Annotated in this window: 13 protein-coding genes; 6 read left to right on the top strand and 7 right to left on the bottom strand. The window is 63.1% G+C overall.

Annotation, left to right across the window (positions count from 1 at the left end; all coding sequences use genetic code 11):
• Both HQ354_RS06990 and HQ354_RS06985 read left to right on the top strand, forming a co-directional pair.
• Window positions 1–822: an alpha/beta fold hydrolase gene (locus HQ354_RS06990; protein WP_068423387.1), complete on the top strand. Its 822-nt coding sequence runs from the start codon at window positions 1–3 to the stop codon at window positions 820–822.
• Window positions 823–918: 96 nt separating this feature from the next.
• Complete coding sequence (locus tag HQ354_RS06985; RefSeq protein ID WP_068423388.1) at window positions 919–2,175, top strand: NAD(P)/FAD-dependent oxidoreductase; 1,257 nt, start codon at window positions 919–921, stop codon at window positions 2,173–2,175.
• Between the two features lie 12 nt (window positions 2,176–2,187).
• Here the strand turns inward: HQ354_RS06985 and HQ354_RS06980 are convergent, their stop codons facing one another.
• The gene (locus tag HQ354_RS06980; protein ID WP_068423389.1) at window positions 2,188–4,800 is read right to left on the bottom strand and encodes a LuxR family transcriptional regulator; all 2,613 of its coding nucleotides are present in this window, start codon (window positions 4,798–4,800) and stop codon (window positions 2,188–2,190) included.
• 180 nt (window positions 4,801–4,980) lie between these two features.
• On the bottom strand, window positions 4,981–7,875 hold the full coding sequence (locus HQ354_RS06975; RefSeq protein WP_222634359.1) for an AAA family ATPase: 2,895 nt from the start codon (window positions 7,873–7,875) through the stop codon (window positions 4,981–4,983).
• Window positions 7,876–8,327: 452 nt separating this feature from the next.
• Between HQ354_RS06975 and HQ354_RS06970 the strand changes: the two genes are divergently transcribed.
• Window positions 8,328–9,533: a cupin domain-containing protein gene (locus HQ354_RS06970; protein ID WP_068423391.1), complete on the top strand. Its 1,206-nt coding sequence runs from the start codon at window positions 8,328–8,330 to the stop codon at window positions 9,531–9,533.
• 212 nt (window positions 9,534–9,745) lie between these two features.
• Window positions 9,746–10,264, top strand: coding sequence for a hypothetical protein (locus tag HQ354_RS06965; RefSeq protein WP_068423392.1), 519 nt, complete (start codon window positions 9,746–9,748; stop codon window positions 10,262–10,264).
• A 424-nt stretch (window positions 10,265–10,688) separates the two neighbouring features.
• Here the strand turns inward: HQ354_RS06965 and HQ354_RS06960 are convergent, their stop codons facing one another.
• Window positions 10,689–10,874 (bottom strand): hypothetical protein, encoded by a 186-nt coding sequence (locus HQ354_RS06960; RefSeq protein ID WP_068423393.1) that lies wholly within the window; start codon window positions 10,872–10,874, stop codon window positions 10,689–10,691.
• Between the two features lie 115 nt (window positions 10,875–10,989).
• Between HQ354_RS06960 and HQ354_RS06955 the strand changes: the two genes are divergently transcribed.
• Window positions 10,990–11,454: an SRPBCC family protein gene (locus HQ354_RS06955; RefSeq protein WP_068423394.1), complete on the top strand. Its 465-nt coding sequence runs from the start codon at window positions 10,990–10,992 to the stop codon at window positions 11,452–11,454.
• A gap of 7 nt (window positions 11,455–11,461) precedes the next feature.
• Here HQ354_RS06955 and HQ354_RS06950 read toward each other — a convergent pair whose 3' ends face one another.
• The 4 genes from HQ354_RS06950 to HQ354_RS06935 form a co-directional block, all read right to left on the bottom strand.
• Entirely contained in the window at window positions 11,462–12,400 is a 939-nt protein-coding gene (locus tag HQ354_RS06950) for a TAXI family TRAP transporter solute-binding subunit (RefSeq protein ID WP_068423396.1), read from the bottom strand.
• Between the two features lie 10 nt (window positions 12,401–12,410).
• Entirely contained in the window at window positions 12,411–13,781 is a 1,371-nt protein-coding gene (locus HQ354_RS06945; RefSeq protein WP_068423398.1) for an MFS transporter, read from the bottom strand.
• 127 nt (window positions 13,782–13,908) lie between these two features.
• On the bottom strand, window positions 13,909–15,327 hold the full coding sequence (locus tag HQ354_RS06940) for a HAMP domain-containing sensor histidine kinase (RefSeq protein ID WP_222634360.1): 1,419 nt from the start codon (window positions 15,325–15,327) through the stop codon (window positions 13,909–13,911).
• Window position 15,328: 1 nt separating this feature from the next.
• Window positions 15,329–15,988, bottom strand: coding sequence for a response regulator transcription factor (locus HQ354_RS06935; RefSeq protein ID WP_068423401.1), 660 nt, complete (start codon window positions 15,986–15,988; stop codon window positions 15,329–15,331).
• 120 nt (window positions 15,989–16,108) lie between these two features.
• Here HQ354_RS06935 and HQ354_RS06930 point away from each other — a divergent pair, with 120 nt between their 5' ends.
• On the top strand, window positions 16,109–17,101 hold the full coding sequence (locus HQ354_RS06930; RefSeq protein ID WP_167678204.1) for an isopenicillin N synthase family oxygenase: 993 nt from the start codon (window positions 16,109–16,111) through the stop codon (window positions 17,099–17,101).
• Window positions 17,102–17,115 lie beyond the last annotated feature (14 nt).

The raw sequence follows: 17,115 nt of genomic DNA, 5'->3' as shown, positions 1-17,115 counted from the left end.
ATGGCTTACTTCACCACAACCGACGGAACCGAGATCTACTACACCGAGCAGGGCACCGGAAAACCGGTACTACTCAGCCACGGCTGGCCGTTGTCCTCGGACGCGTGGCAGGTCGAGCTGAAACTGCTCGCCGACGCCGGCTACCGCGCCATCGCACACGATCGCCGCGGCCACGGCCGGTCGTCGAAAACCTACGACGGCAACGACATGGACACCTACGCGCGCGATCTCGCCGAACTCGTCGAGCACCTCGACCTGCAGGATCTGACGCTCATCGGACACTCGACCGGGGGAGGTGAAGTCGTCCGCTACGCGGCACAACACGGCGGCACGCGGGTATCGAAGGTGATCACCGCCGGTGCAGTCCCCCCGATCATGGTCAAGTCCGACGCCAACCCCGACGGCACACCCATCGAGGTGTTCGACGGTATCCGTGCTGGCGTCCTCGGTGACCGGTCGCAGTTCTACCTCGAACTCGCCGAGTCCTTCTTCGGCGCCAACCGCGACGGCTCGCACGTCTCACAGGGAGCAAAGTACGACTTCTGGCGTCAAGGCATGCTGGTCAACCTCGCGGCCGCCTACGACTGCGTCAAGGCGTTCTCCGAGACCGACTTCACCGAGGATCTCAAAGCCCTGGCCGTGCCGATCCTGATCGCCCAGGGCGACGACGATCAGATCGTTCCGGTCGCCGACGCCGCACACAAGTCCATCGAACTGGTCAAGGACGGCACCTTGAAGATCTATCCCGGTGCACCGCACGGCATCTACGGCAACTACCAGAAGGCCTTGGACGCAGACATCCTCGCGTTCATCGCCGACTAATTCTTCATGATGCCGTGGCACCGGAATTCGCGAGTTTCCGGTGCCGCGGCATCGCCGTAGTGCGCACGAACTTCGCCGACGAGAGGCAGCTCGACCATGGGACACCCCACCGAAGTCGTGCAGGTGTATGGACGAAGCCAGTGCCGCCGCGCCTTCGAAATCCGAGATTTCCTCAGCCGCAGCGTCGTTCATTTCTCCTGGACTGCAGTTGATACCGATTTCGACTGCACCCGGCTCATCGGATTGCCCCTCACGGACGCGGGCCTACCGATCGTCGATCTTCCCGGCGGGACACGCCTGCGCTCGCCGAGCGTCACCGAGATCGCGAACCGGCTCGGCTGGGTCAAACAGCCGAAACTGCGTGAATACGACGTATCGATCTACGGTGCGGGCCCGGCGGGACTATCTGCTGCGGTCTACGCGGCATCGGAAGGTCTCAGTGTGGTCGTCCTGGAGCGGGACGCGATCGGTGGCCAAGCCGGCTACAGCAGCCTGATCGAACACTACCTGGGTTTCCCTGGTGGTATATCCGGCCGAGAACTGGCAGAGCGGGCCCGTCAGCAAGCGGTATCCTTCGGAGCGGAGCTTCTGCTCATGCGAGACGGATGGCGAGCCCAGTTCGAGGACAACCGCGTTCGCACCATCCTCAACGATGGAACCACTCTGGTGGCGAGGTCCAACATCTGCGCAACCGGAGTCGAGTGGCGGCGCTTGGGTCTGGCCCGCGAGGACGAATTCATCGGCCGCGGCCTGTTCTACGGCGCCGGAACCAGCGAAGCACCGAACTGTGAAGACCTCGAGGTTTTCGTGGTCGGTGGCGGAAACTCGGCAAGTCAAGCGGCGATGAACCTGTCCGCCTACGCCAAACACGTCACCATGCTGGTTCGCGGAACGAACCTGTCGGCCACGTTGTCCGCTTACCTCGAACAACGGGTGACACAACAGCCGAACGTCACGATCCGCACGTGCAGCAGGGTCACCGAACTCGACGGCACCGGCAGCCTCACCTCCATTCGAATCGAAGACTCTCGAACCGGCGTCGCCGAATCTGTCGACACCGCTCGACTGTTCGTGTGCATCGGGGGCGAACCCGACACCGAATGGGCGGCGCAGACACCGGTTGTCCGCGATCACCACGGATTCCTCGTCACCGGCTCAGACCTCGAAGAAAGCCCCCGCAGATCCACCTGGCCGTTGGAGCGGACACCGTTTCATCTGGAAACCGCGGTGCCGGGTTCGTTCGCCGCTGGCGATGTCCGGCGCAACTCCGTCAGACAGGTCGCGTCGGCTGTCGGTGAAGGTGCCATGGCGGTGACCTTCGTCCACCACTATCTCTCGACCGTCCTCGCGTAGCCGGGCCCGCATTCACCCGGCCATCGACGATTCCTCGGGGCTCATCTGCTCGTCGTAGCGGATCAACGCATCACGCAGCGCGGAGCGTTTTGTGATTTGGAGCTTGGGAAATGCGCGATACAGATGGCCGCTGACGGTGCGGGCCGACAAGTACAACTGCAGCCCGATTTCTTTGTTGGTCAGCCCTGATGCAGCCATCGACGCGATTCGATGTTCCTGCCCAGTCAGCTCGGCGAATGTGAACCCGGTCGAATCGCGCTGCGCAGTGCCTGCCGCGCGTAGTTCCTCTTCGGCCCGTCGCGTCCATGGTTCGGCGCCGAGCCGGTCGAACAGATCCGCTGCGTGCGTCAACTGGCGGCGACTGTCGAGGATGCGATGATTGCGTCGCAGCCACTCCCCGTAGGCCAGTGCTACCCGAGGTAGATCGAACGACCAACCCACCTTTCGGATCTCTCCGAGCGCAAGCTCGAACAACGCATCGTTGTCGTTCTCGGCCAGGATTGCCTCCGCAGCCAACATCAGTGCCGCATGACGCATCGACCAGAAATTGGGCTTTCCGGCGCGCACCCCGTCGAGATACACGAGACCGTCGTGCGGTCGGCCCAGTCGTACAGAGCATTCGACGAAATCGATCATCTCCAGCGGACCGTAGGGACTACGCAGCCACCGAACTACCGACACCTCGTTGTACCGCACCTGTTCGAAGGCTGCTTCGTGTCGATTGCGCGAGACCAGGTCGATGACTGCCGCGGCACCGTAGACGTCCGCTGCGACATTGGCTACCGCGTCCATCGAACACTGATACTTCGTTGAGAGATCGCCGCGCAGAGTGGCCGTGAGCAGATCGAGTGTCTGCCTGTGCACGCCGAAAAGACCTGGTGACTGCTTCCGCTCACCAGGCGCGCCCAGGGCGTCGGTGTCGGCGGACTTGTATTGTCCCCGATCGACCGAAGCCGCTTCGTTTTTCATCGACGCAATTTCGGCAGTGATGGGACACAGACGTGTTCGCAAGTCGAAGCGCTCGTTGAGCCACCGATATTGACGAGGGTGCCACGACAGGAAAGGCAGAGCGAGATGCAGTAGCGCGGGCTTCCACGGCTCCCCGCCGCGCAACGAGGCCAACACCGCACCCTGCAGGGCACGATCGTCGAGCGCGCACGCCGCCGCAGAACCGGTCTGTGTCAAAGTTCGGCTCAGAAGGACGTTGATCGGGTCCAACGCGTGCTGGAAGGCATCGGCCATCTCAGCGGCCCGCCCGAGAGCGTCGACATCGCCGTCGGTCACCGCGTAGGCGAAGCAGGATGCGATCAACTGGTTGAGTGAATCCGGATGCGCGGGCTGCGTCAGCGCATCGACCGAGATCATGACCTCATCGAGCACCGATCGGATGTCTCCTCCGGAGACGAACTCCAGAAATGCTGTGGTGGCGGCCATGCCTGCGGCATCGGACCGGTACGAGTGACTTCTCTCCCGGGCCACGACTGCGCGCGCAAGAGACAGATACCCGGCAAATGCTGCGATCGATCCGGCTCGTGCGAGGAGCATCGATGTACGGGAGGTCTCGGCGGCGACGGCAGCCGCGCGGCACAACACCAGGACAGCAGATCGGTACCTCAGTGCTGCAACGAGATCCTCGGCGAGAAATTCGAGACGGTCTGCCAAATCGTCGTTCGAGGTGTCGGTCGCAAGGGATTGATGAAGCAAGCGAACGTGATTGGGGAGCGTACGGTCGGCGGCGAGCTCGTGGTGTGCAGTGAGTAGTTCCTCGGTGGTTGCCTCGGCATGGATGAGCAGTCGTGCGGTCGCATCGGCCGACGCGGCACCGCGTGCGCGGCGCCCGATGTCCGGCGCGACGTCACCTTCCTGAATCGCACGAACAACGTTCTGCAGAAGAACATCTCGCAGAACAGCGGTCCGCTCGGCCGGGTGGAAAGTGTCGACGACCTGCCTTCCCGCGTTCCTGAGGAGGCCGGTTACGACCGGAACGGGGGTCAGGTCGAGGTTGACACGACCGGTCTCGCTGCGCGCGAGTTCGATCGCTGCCAGTGGATTACCGCCGGCACGGGCGTGCAACTCTCGCACGTCCATCGTCCCCGCTCTAAAACCTCTGTGCTGCAGTAGTGCACCGATTTCGTCAGTGGTCATCGGTTGCAGGGTGTGCATCGAGAACTCGCGCCAGACGCACGGCGGGGTCATCTCTGTGAAGGTGGCGATGCACCGGACATCATGGTCGTACACAGCGGCTTTGATGCGAACCGCGACAATGTCGCGGTCCACCGGAGACAGATGATGGAAGTCGTCGATCAGCAGCAGTACGGGCGTGTTGCCGGGCGCAGCAGCGGAAAGACTGCCGGCGGGTGCCGGTGTACATGCCAGGTCGATCGCGCCAAGGATCTGCTCTGCGCTGTCTGTTCCGGCGCCGCAGTGCACCGCGTGTACGAGGTGACCGCGCCCGCGAGCGGCGTGACCGATTGCGTTGGCAAGCGCAGACTTTCCCATCCCTCGGCCACCGGTGATCATGATGATTCGCCGGTGGCCGGGCTCGGGTGCCAGGCACCGGCGGGATTCGTCGAGTAGACCGTCGCGTCCGATCAGCGGCTGCGCGGCGGGCTCGCGTTCCTGCATGGTTGCCCTCCTCACTCGTGCCCACTGTGTCGGCAAAACACTAAATCGAGTCAGAAGCGCGTACATCGCATGTTTGGGTCACCTACATCGCATGGTCGGGCGAAGCGGTGAACAAACTGCTGTATTACCCACCTCGGCGGGTGTTCAATCCTGCTTCAGCGGCATTCTTGGTGAGTATCGTCACGCGATAGTCGGTGGCGAGACATGCTTGCCGTTTTGTTCGGCCAAGTCTCGGAAGCGTTGGGCGACCTCTCTGCGGGTGTTGATTCCCCATTTTTCGTAAATGTGACGGATGTGGGTGACCACGGTGTGAGGAGACAGGGCCAGGTCCAGTGCGATCTGCTTGGTGGTCAAGCCGGCCGCAATTCGTTCGGCGACCTGATGCTCGCGCAGAGTCAGTCCGCTGGTGTCCTCGACTTTCGATTTCAAGCGGGTACGCACGCCCCTGTGCCGCAACGTTTGCAGAACTCGGCTGGCTGCCCGCGTTGCACCCGATCCTTCGTAGATGTCCAGCGCCCGCACCAACGCGGTGGTCATGGCTTCTTTGTCGAGCCCGTACAGGACTGCGCATTCCAGCAGCTGCGCCTCGACCAATGGCCGACCGGCAGATTGCAGCGGCACGACGGCGTTTAGCAGCTTTTTCGCGGAACGTTCGCGGATACCATCCGTAGCGGCTGCAACCGCTTGTACGAGGTCGTTCCCGGGATTTCGAGTAGCTCGGTCCTTGGTGACGTCGACGATCACGTCAAGGGGTGCTGTTTCGCCCAGTTCTGAGCAGACGTATGCCAGCGTGATGTCGTCGGCGAAGTCTGCGGGTGTGTTCATCGAGGGGATGGGGTCCGTCAACGATTCGCGCGCAAGCGCGGACAGGTCGTATGCGGTGTAGAGGTCGCCTGCAACGATTGCTTCGATGGCGAGACTCCATCGTCCGGTCCTGGTCAAACCTGTGCTGCGCGCAAGTTGTTCCACGAGCGGGCGCGTGGATTCGAGTAGTTCGTTGTCGCCTGTGTAGATCGCGACTCGGTGAAGCACGATGCCCGCGGTGGCGTTCGTGAAGTCGCCAAGACCCAGGTCCGACGCGAGGTCCAGAACCGTCTCGGCTTGTGTTCGTGCTTCTTCGAGACGTCCGAGGTCGAAAAGTGTACGTGCGCGCACCATCATCCAGTAGGCCTCGGCGATCACGTTGCTCGCTACGCTTGCCTCGATCAGCCCTGTTTCGATGATTCTCAGCGCTTCCACACCGTGGCCGAGGCTGTTTCGCATGAACGCCATCCACAGACCTTCAGGGAGCCAGAGACCGACGGCATTCCCGTCCCGGACCATGCGGTCGAGGGCTTGCCGTTGCAGCCTGTCGGCCGCGTGAAATTGGTTTTGGTTGAACAGCAGCACCGATTCGGTGGCATCGATCGTCGCGAGTGCCAGGCCGTCACGTTCGTCGTCGGCAACCTCGCGTGCTTCTTGGAGGCTTCGACGTAGCCCGACTGCATCGGCTTTGTTGGCGTAGTTCAGTGCACGAACTGCTAGGAGCTGGACTTTCGTCTCGTCGGAGACTCCTGGAATTGCCAGTGCTGCGGTCGTCTCGTCGATAGCCCTCTGGAAGTCGGACTCGGTGAGCTGGCGGGCGACGGCCAAACCCACGCGAGCGCGTGAGTCCGGGCTGAGCAGTGGCAGCAGCATGTTGCTGATCTGGCCGGCGTCGTCCGGTCGGCCCGCGGCGAGGACGAGCGGAAGCAACTCCGCGATCCGCTCGGCGTGTAATGTCCGGCCCACGGCCAGGCGTGCACCGTGGATAATCAGGTCTGCCGCGCCCTGCGTATCGGTAGTCGACAGTTTGCTCGCCGCGTCGAACAGCAACTCGATGGAATCGTCGTCCCCGGCCTCGGCGACCGAGGCAATCATCGCCGCCAGAGCGCTGACACTCTCGCCCGAGTGCAGGCGTTTGTGCAGCACTTCTCTGCCCATCGCTCGGCGCAGACTCGGTGGCAGGCTGTCGGCGGCAGCCGCCTGCACGGTGTCGTGACGAAACGCGAACTTTGTTCCCGTGTCGACGATGAATTCGTGATTGAGCAACTCCTGGATCGCCGGTGCCGCCGAGACCGCTGTCTGGTCGAGAACTTCGAGAACACCCTTGATCGTGAACTCGCGGCCGTAAAGACTGGCGACTTGGGCGATACGTAGGGCGTCCGGGCTCACATGGGTCAGACGTTCGCGTGCCGACGTCCCGAATCGGGCGGGAACGGTGTCGTCCACGATCTCGATCTGCCCGTCGACAGGAACGAGCAGTCCCTCTTCTTCGAGCCCGCGGAGCATCTCGAGAACCAGAAGCGGAAGGCCCTCCGCCTTCTTGACCGCGTCCTGCAACCCTGGTCCTGCGGCACCGCCGACTGCATCTTGTGTCATCGTTCCGACAGCCAGTTTGCTGAGCGGAGGCAATTCGAGAGGTGTTGTGAAGCTGGCGATTTGCGACATGAATCGTTGATGGGCAGCACTGTAGACGCCAGTGCGGGTAGCCAGAATCCAGTAGACGGGAACACCCTGTGTATCGCGGATCAAGGCGGTGATGGCGCCCAGGGAACCTACGTCGAGCCACTGAAGATCGTCGATGGCGACCACCACGCCGGCGTCCCTGGATGCGATTTCGAGCGCATCGGAGAACAGTCTGGTCAGCCCGTACTGCGGAGACGCGCCAGCCAACACTGATTCCAACTGATCGGGGCTGAACAGTTCACTTCGGAGCCCAGCGTCGATCAGTGCGCCCAGGGGGATGAGAGACGATTCGATCTCCGGGGCGACGACCATCGTTGAAAGTCCACGTGATGTCGCTGCCTCGAGTGCATATTGAAGCAGACGGGTTTTACCGATTCCCGGATCGCCGACCAGTACCGTCACCGACCGTCTGCCGGACAGCGTCTCGTCGATTCCTAAACCGATCGCCCCAGTTTCGCGTACGCGCCCACGAATCGGGAAGTTGAAACGTCCGGACGACTTTCCCGATGACAAGCGGACTCTGGAGGCCGGTACCTCAACGTTGACCTCGGCTGCCTGGTCCCCGGCATCCACCGTCTTCTTGGTCACCACGCACCGCCCCCACTCTCCAGAGATCCGCTGGATACACACCCGATGACTGACCACCGACCCGACCGCGAACTGTCGAGGTGATGCTCATCCGTGTCCCGATACCGTCGTCCGATTTTAGATAACAACCACGGTGGTTGCCGCATCAACCATCACGCTGGGTGCGTTCATCAGTCGAGGGACGCGTCACAGATGCGGTGACGGGGGTGAATGAGTCCTTCTTCGTGCAGATCGGGCAACTGTGCGGTGGGCATCCTCCCTGCCAGGTGGTGTGGGGACACCCAACGTCCGCGGTGCGGGTTCGCCAATATCGCCTGCCGGATCTCGACCAACCACCGGGTATTTCAGCGAGTCATTTGCATCAGGACGCACCCGCCCGCTGACCGGTCTAGTAGGGCGACAGGACGTACCCGAACGGACCTGTTCGAAGGCATTCGAAGGAGAGAGCAGCCATGGCATCGACGGACGCACCACATCATGAAGAACCCTCACTGGGTAACCCGGACCTGCCGCCGGAAGGGGTCATCAACACAGTCGGCCACCCCATGAGCACGCAGATGACCGGCCCGCGAAACCCGGTCATGGACAGCCAGTTCCCGAATCAGATTTACCCTCCAGCAACAGATGTCAGTACGCAACCGTTCTTCTGGTCTTCGTTCAACATCTCCTCGCGGCGTATTCAAGCGGGGGGATGGGCGCGCGAACTCACCAAGCAGGATTTTGCGATCTCCGACGAGATCGCCGGTGTGAACATGTACCTCGAACCGGGAGGTATACGAGAGCTCCACTGGCATCAGACCGCCGAATGGGCAGTAATGACCCGCGGAAAGTGCCGTGTGACCACGATCGGCCGTAATGGCCTCCCCAGCGTCGAGGACGTCGAAGAAGGCGATCTGTGGTTTTTCCCGGCCGGGACACCCCATTCACTGCAAGGACTCGGACCGGACGGGGCAGAATTCGTTCTCGCTTTCGACAACGGTGACCAGTCCGAAAGCAACACCCTGCTGCTGACCGAATGGTTCGCCCACACACCGCCAGAGGTGCTCGCGAAGAACTTCGGCGTCGCTCAGGAAGTATTCAAAGACATTCCCCTGCATAACCTTTGGATCTTCCCCGGTGACGAACCAGGGCCCCTAACCGACGATCAGGCCGCTGCCGGCGTCGAATGGGGAACCGAGCCAGTGATCTTCCGGCTCTCCCGGTCCAAGCCTCTGATCGAGAACAGCGGCGGGAGCATCCAGGTCGCCGACAGCACGAACTTCCCGATGTCGAGTACGGTCGCCGCGGCGCTGGTGACCGTGCAACCAGGATCGATGCGCGAGCTGCACTGGCACCCTAACGGCGACGAGTGGCAGTACTATCTCCGCGGATCGGCCCGGATGACAGTGTTCAACACCGGGCCACATGCCAACACCACCGACTTCCGTCCGGGCGACGTCGGCGTAGTTCGTAAGAACTACGGTCACTACGTCGAGAACACCGGTGACGACGTGCTGCAGTTCATCGAAGTGTTCAGGACGGACAAGTACGAAGAGGTCTCGCTCGCCAACTGGCTGAGCCATATTCCGCCTTCCTTGGTGGCTGCACACTTGAACATCGACGAAGCAACATTGGCGACATTCCCGCGCGGCGCGCAAGGAATCACACCGCTACGGTGACAGGCCATTAGGCGGGACTCCGGGTTCGTTGTCGGGGCCCACCCGGCGTCCCGCCACTCAGTCATGCCGACGAGGTGTCGCCGCAACGTACCAACGTGCATCGCTCACGAAGGCGGAGCGGTCTGACCTGTTCGAGTTGCGCCGTCGTTCGTTCCGAATTCGAGTCATTCGACCGAAGCGATATCACCGAGGTTCTGGAGAGAATCGATGGTATGGAAGATAATGGGAAAGTCGTCGCGCATGTCGTTCGGGGCGCTATCGCCGGCGCCTTGGGCACAATCGCCATGGACCTGCTGTGGTTCGAGCGCTACACACGCTCTGATGGCAAAGCGTCGTTTCTGGCGTGGGAGACGTCCGCTGGGCTGGACAGCTGGACGGATGCTCCGGCGCCGGCAGCGGTTGGCCAAATCATCGCGAAGCGAATCTTCCATCGAGACCTGGCACCGACGCATGCACGGACAGCCAGCAACGCGATGCACTGGGCAACCGGCATCGGCTGGGGCATGCTTTACAGTGTCCGAGGTCCTAACCGTCTGAACAGTCCTATTGTCGCCGGGGCGCTCTTCGGCACGATGGTGTGGCTGCAGTCCTACGCGGTGCTCGGCACACTTCGGTTGTACAAGCCAATCTGGCAGTACGACGCGAGAACACTGTGCAAAGACTTGAGTGCACACCTGGTGTACGGCGCCACCACCGGTTCGACGATCTCGATCCTCGCCGGTTATCGGTGAGTTGAATGGACTGCGTGACGCGGATCGCCGCGGCGCAGAATATCCGCGGCGTACAGCTGCCCGTGAACACTCGACTCTCGAACGGATCCGACCAAGTTTCCTCGGTCTGTCAAGACGCGATGTAGTCAAATCGGAACGGACTGCTCGCCGCCCGAACTTGCATGGACTACGTCAGACCACGGAAGTCGCTCGACCCCGGAATCGGCTCAACACTTACTCAACACTTTGGAGCCAACGCGGGTGGACCTACCCAGCCGCCGGTGGACACTCGATCCCAGGAATCGCCAGCTCAAACGGTCTATGTGGATCCAGGTTGATCCGCGAAATCCTTCGAGCTACTACCAAGAGGTTAGGGGTTCGAATCCCTTCGGGCGCACAACAGAAGCCCCCGAGCTGCCATCAGCGGCTCGGGGGCCTCTTCGTTCTATTCGTCCCGATCGTTGTTCTGGAACTCGTCGGCGACGTTCGAGACAGCCTCCGCGGGACCGGACTCGTCGTCGTCCCGTGTGTCCGGGTCGCTCTTGGACACGCTCGACTCGGGCAGCCCCTCGTCGGTGTAGCGCTTGGCTTCGTCGATGGCCTCTTGTGCTCGTTCGATCTTGTCCGTCACGGTGTTCCTCCTTCGAGTCCACGTACGTCCGAAGCGGATACCCGAAGGCGCGGTACTTATGTCTCACAGCGGCCACGCGCGTTTGCCGGAATCCCGAACCGGGCACAGTCCAGTCATGAGCGACAACACCAAAGTCACTGTCGAACGCGTCATCGAAGCGCCCGTCGACGCGGTTTTCGACGTCCTGTCCAATCCGGAGCGTCACCCGGCGCTCGACGGCTCCGGCTTCGTCCGCAGCGTCGATCACGCCGATCGGATCAAGGCCGTCGGCGAGAAGTTCACGATGAACATGCAGGGTGACCACATGGGCGGCGAATACCAGACCGACAACCACGTCACCGGTTACGCGAAGGACAAGCTGCTGGCGTGGAAGACCGCTCCTGCCGGAACCGAGCCTCCCGGTTGGGAATGGTTGTGGGAGTTGGAGTCTCAGGGACCGAACGAGACATTGGTGCGCCACACCTACGACTGGTCGAACGTGACCGACAAGAAGCTGCTCGAGCAGGTGAAGTTCCCCCTCGTCACGAAGGAGCAGCTGACGGACACCCTCGGGCGACTCGCAGCCGAAGCCACGTCCTGATACGCGCCTACCCGTGCCGCCCTCTGTACTCCGCTTCAGCGCCGGGGTGCAGGGGGACAGCGCCCGTCATGATCAACGACTGGGCGTCGAGAAACTGGCTCCCGATCGCCTGCCGAGGAACCAGAGCCGACGATCGATCGAGCAACAGATCCACCAGGCGCGCGGCCGTCCGGTCGGGAACGCTGGAACGTGCTAGCAGCAGGTTCGGTATCCCGACCGTCGTCACGGCCGCGTGCCGTCCGTAGACGTCGACGGGCACGGGAACAGCCTCGTACGCGGTACCGAACCTGCGCCTCAGATCGGCGACAACAGTGCTCAGGTCGAGCAGTCGAATGTCGATGGGCGGATCCGCGAACGCAGGGGTGGGTAGTCCACCCGCCCACATGACCGCGTCGATCTCGTTGGCGGACAAGGCTCGTGCGGCATCCTGCATCGACAGCTGAATCACCTCGACGGTGCCCGGCGCGGACAGGCCGGCCGCGTCGAGCACTCTCTCCGTCACCAGCGCGGCGCCGGATCCGACGGCCCCGCCACTGACTGTTCTGCCGCGGAGATCGCTCGCCGCGTAGACGGGTGAGTCGTGACGCACGGCGATCTGGAAGTAGTTCTCGTAGACGCAGCCGATGGCTGTGAGGTCGTCGCCGATGCTCTCGTAGGCGGTATCGGCGAGAGTCATTGCCAGATCGGCACTTCCGGACCGAAGTGCGTCGAGATTGTCGACGGAACCCGCCGTGGTGATCGGAACGATTCGTGCCGCGTTCGCTTCGGCGGCAGCGTCGGCGAGAAGGCCGGAGAATTCCCAGAAGAACCCGCCGACTTCTCCGGCGGCAAGACGTAACTCGGGAGATGACCCCGATGAGCATGCTGCGGCGGCTGCAGTCGCCGCAAGAAGCCCCGCCGCCCGCAGAGCCGTTCGGCGATCGAACAGATCTGCGGGTCGGGACATGGTCTCTACTCTAGGACTGGCTCGCGTACGCCCGACCTTGCTCTCGGTCCAGCACGGTCTCGGACTTGTTGCGCAGCACGAAGATGTACACGAGAAGCGACACGGCGATGACGACCGTCACGTAGACGATGAACCACGGAACGTGCCCGCTGTTCTTGGCGGCCTGGTAGATCAACGGAGCCGTGCCACCGAACGCGGAGTTCGCGAGGGCGTATCCGAGTCCGACGCCCAGGGCGCGAATGTGCGACGGGAACAGCTCGGCTTTCACGATCGCGTTGATCGACGTGTAACCGGTCAGGATGACGTAGCCGACGCAGACGAGTGCGAGCGATTCGACGACCGACGTGGCGGTCGGCAGGTAGGTGATCAGCACGTAGGTGTAGACGACGCCACCGATTCCGAAGAACACGAGCAGCGGCTTGCGTCCCACCTTGTCGCTGATGAGTCCGCCGATGGGTTGCAGCAGCATCAGGAAGACGAGACCGAACAGATTGATCCACGTGCCGGTCATGCCCCGGTCCTCGTACGCGGTCTTGACCATGGCAGGCGCGTTGACGCTGTAGGTGTAGAACGCGATGGTGCCACCGATCGTCACGCCGAAGCAGACCAGCAGCGGACGCCAGTACCGGACGAGCAGTTCCTTCATCGAGCCGGACGACGTGTCCTGCCCGGCCTTGACGGCGTCGAGCTGATCCTTCGTGAGCGACTCGTCCATGCTGCGACGCAGCCAGAACACCACGACCGCTGCGACACCACCGATGAGGAACGCGATTCGCCAACCGAACTCCTCGATCTGGTCGCGATCGAGGAAGACCTGCATCAGCAGCAGCGTCACCTGGGCGAGGACGTGCCCACCGATCAGGGTGACGTACTGGAACGACGAGAAGAATCCGCGGCGTTCACGCGTCGCCGCCTCGGACATGTACGTCGCCGACGCACCGTATTCGCCGCCGGTGGCGAAGCCCTGGACGAGTCTGCACAGGACGAGGATCACCGCGGCCCACACGCCGATGCTCTCACGTCCCGGCGTCAGGGCGATGACCAGCGAGCATGCCGCCATCAGAGAGACGCTGAACGTAAGGGCGGCGCGTCGACCGTTGCGGTCGGCGTAGCGTCCGAAGAACCACGATCCGACGGGTCGCATCAGGAACGTGACCGCGAAGATCGCGTACACGTACACGGTCGAGTTCTTGTCCTCCGAGTCGAAGAACTGGCTTTCGAAGTAGCTCGCGAAGACGGTGTAGACGTAGACGTCGTACCACTCGACGAGGTTGCCCGACGACCCGCGCAGTGTGTTGAACACTGCCCGCCGGGTGGCGGCTGGGGACGAGACCGGCGGGTTCGACGGTGAACCTGCGGTCGGGGTGGCCTGGTTGGCCATGAGGCGTTCCTTCCACGTGATGCGGGTGAGAGGGTGAGTTTCCGGACGAGGCCGCTAACTCAGGTGTCACCACTGTGAACGAAGCCACAGCCTCGAAGGAAATCATTCCGGCTTTCCTAACAGTCCCTTAGGAAAGTACGTCGCCGACCGGAATCTCGAGATCGATTCGCAGTCCCGACGGCTCGTTCGCGCTGACCGTCGACGTTCCGCCTGCCCGCTCGACGAGTGCATGCACGATGGCAAGCCCGAGACCTGTTCCTGAGCCATGCGCGTCGGACGACCGGTAGAAGCGGCGAAACAGCATGGGCAGTTCTGTCTCCGGCACTCCCGGTCCGGTATCGGCCACCCAGATCGAGGTGCGAGAGGTGGTGGAACGGCACCCGATCTCGACGCGCGCGCCGGCGCCGGCGTACTTCGCCGCGTTGTTCAGCAGCGCGTCGAGGATACGGACCAGGTCGTCCTCGCGGAGCGCGGCCTGGCGTGCCTCGTCGACGACGACGTGTATGTCCATGCCCGCAGAAGTCATTGTGCTCGACCAGAATTCGACGCGATCGTCGATCACTGCTGCGACATCGCACTCCACGGGCGGATCGTCGCGACGAACGGGCGCCTCGGCGGCGGCGAGTGCGAGAAGGTCCGCGACGATGGAATCGAGACGGTCGACTTCGAGCGTCGTCTTGCGATGGACGTCGGCCGCGGATTCCGGGATCTTCATGCCCAACAGGTCGAGCCGCATTCGCACCGCTGCCAACGGGTTTCGAAGTGCGTGCGCTGTGTCGGCGACGAGTCGACGCTGGGCCGCGGTTGCTGCCTCGACGTCGTCGGCCATGGCGTCGAAGGCCTCGGTCAGTTCGCGGACCTCCGGCGGTCCGAGGTAGTTCCCGGCACGAGATTCGGTGCGGTCACGAGGTAGGTCGAGCTGCGGTGGAAACTGTTCGACGAACTTGTCGCCGAACGAATGGACCCGAGTGGACAACTGGGTCAACGGCCGAATCACCCAGCGCGACAACGCCGCAGCGATGGCGGTGACGGCGACGAGTACCAGCACTGCTCCCAGCGCGATGACCAGCCAGGCGCGGGCGACGTCCTTGCGTGCGGCGTCGGTGGACGCATCGATGACGACGGCGCCGTCGACCTGTGCACCCACCCCGACCGGGGCCGCGATCAACACCGAGGATCGAGACCACGGGGTCAGACTCGACGGGACGTCTCCTCGTTGATTGCGCAGTGCCCCGGTGATGGCCTCCTGTATCTCGGGGCTGCTCACGTCGAGTCCGGACGACGCACGAACTGCCCCGGTGCGGTCGACGACGGCCGCTCCTTCGTCGTACAGATCGTGGTAACGCTCCACTGCTTCTCGCAGTCGTGGAAGCCCTGAATCACCCTCGCGTGAACTGAGATTGGCGAAGAAGGTCGCCGCCGCGTCGCGGCTCTCGCCGAACCTCTGTGCGCGTTCCTGCCCGACCAGCACTGCGAGAGGCGCGGCAAGTCCGAGGACGACGACCGTCGAGAAGATCACGAGTACCGCAAGAACACGCAGGCGCACGTCAGGTGTCCCAGCGGTAGCCGAACCCGCGGATCGTCACGATAGCGCCAGGGCGTCCGAGCTTGGAACGCAACGCCGTCATGTGAACGTCGAGCGTGCGTGAGATGGCCACGTACGCGTCGCCCCAGATGGAGTCCATCAGTTGTTCCCGGCTGACGGCTTCACCGCGCCGCGTGACGAGGTGCGCCAGGAGTTCGAATTCCTTGTTCGTCAGCGACACCGGCCGGCCGCCGACTTCGACGCCACGTCCCGCGAGATCGACGACGATGTCACCGAGAACCAGCGCGTCGGCATCGGGTTCCGTCGACGCGGCATGCTTGCGCGCTGCGACTTCGAGTCGAGCATGGAGCTCGCCCAGTCGAGCAGGCTTGACGACGTAGTCGTCGGCCCCGCCTCGCAGCGCGCGGACCACCGAGCGCTCGTCGTCGCGCGCGGTCAACACGACGACGGGCACAGCGCTCAGCGTGCGGAGCTTGCGCAAGGTCTCCAGCCCGTCCATGTCCGGGAGTCCGAGGTCGAGCAGTACGAGATCGACGGTGCGGTATCCGAGGAGCAGGTCCGCGCCGCGCCGCATCCGGGTCGGTGTGTGGCCGACTTCTCGCAGGGCATCGACCAGCGCGTCACCTACGCCGTCGTCGTCTTCCACCACCGCGATTCGCATCGGTTTCAAACTAGCTCACGCCGGACCCGCACCGATGCAGACGTAAACGCGCAACTCGACTGCGACGTGAATGGACGGCGACCGGTTGCCGTGAAACGTCACCGAGAGGACAGTGACGACATGCTCCCTGTTCTCGATCTGTCGACCGCCGATACCGACCCCGATGCGTTTCGTGTCTCGCTCCGCGAGGCAGCGCATGAGTCGGGATTCTTCTATCTCATCGGCCATGGCGTAGGCACCGACCGCATTCAGGAGGTGCTCGGACTGGCACGTGAGTTCTTCGCACTGCCGCAGGAAGCGAAAGACGAGATAAGTCAGCTGAAAAGCCCTCAGTTCAGGGGGTACTCGAGGTTGGGCGGTGAGTTGACCAACGGCCGCGTCGACTGGCGTGAACAGATCGACATCGGACCCGAACGAGACGTCGTCGTCGACGCGAAGGGCTACTGGAATCTGCAGGGCCCGAACCTGTGGCCGTCGGCGCTTCCGCGATTCCAGGCGGCGTTCGACGCGTGGAACGACACGCTGTCCGACGTCGGGCTCAGGCTCCTGCGTCACTGGGCGGTGTCACTCGGTGCCGAGGAAGGGCATTTCGACGACGCTTTCGCCGATCTACCGGCGACATTGCTGAAAGTCGTTCGCTACGAAGGCGCTTCGGACACGTCCCAGGGCGTCGGCGCACACAAGGATTCGGGCGTGCTGACGCTGTTGCTGGTCGAGCCCCGATCCGAGGGTCTGCAGGTCGAGCTCGCACCGGGCGAATGGGTCGACGTGCCGCCGGTCGACGGCGCGTTCATCGTCAACATCGGCGAACTGCTCGAGGTGGCGACCAACGGCTACCTCCGCGCTACGCAGCACCGCGTTCGCGCGCCCCGTCCGGGTACGGACCGTCTGTCGATCCCGTACTTCCTGAACCCGACGCTCGACGCGAAGATCGAGATCATCGAGCTCCCGTCGGACCTGGCAGCGCACTCGCGCGGCGTCGAGGCCGACCCGGACAATCCGATCTACGACACGTACGGCGAGAACGCGTGGAAATCGCGAACCAGGGCGCACCCCGATGTCGCGAGGCTGCACCACGGGATCGAACCCGCAGGTGCACCGTCGTCGTACTGAACGCGCGCCACCGT

This window comes from Rhodococcus sp. BP-261 (genome assembly GCF_019835205.1).
In the GTDB taxonomy this organism is placed as follows: domain Bacteria; phylum Actinomycetota; class Actinomycetes; order Mycobacteriales; family Mycobacteriaceae; genus Rhodococcoides; species Rhodococcoides kyotonensis_B.
This window is presented reverse-complemented; position numbering and strand designations above follow the sequence as displayed.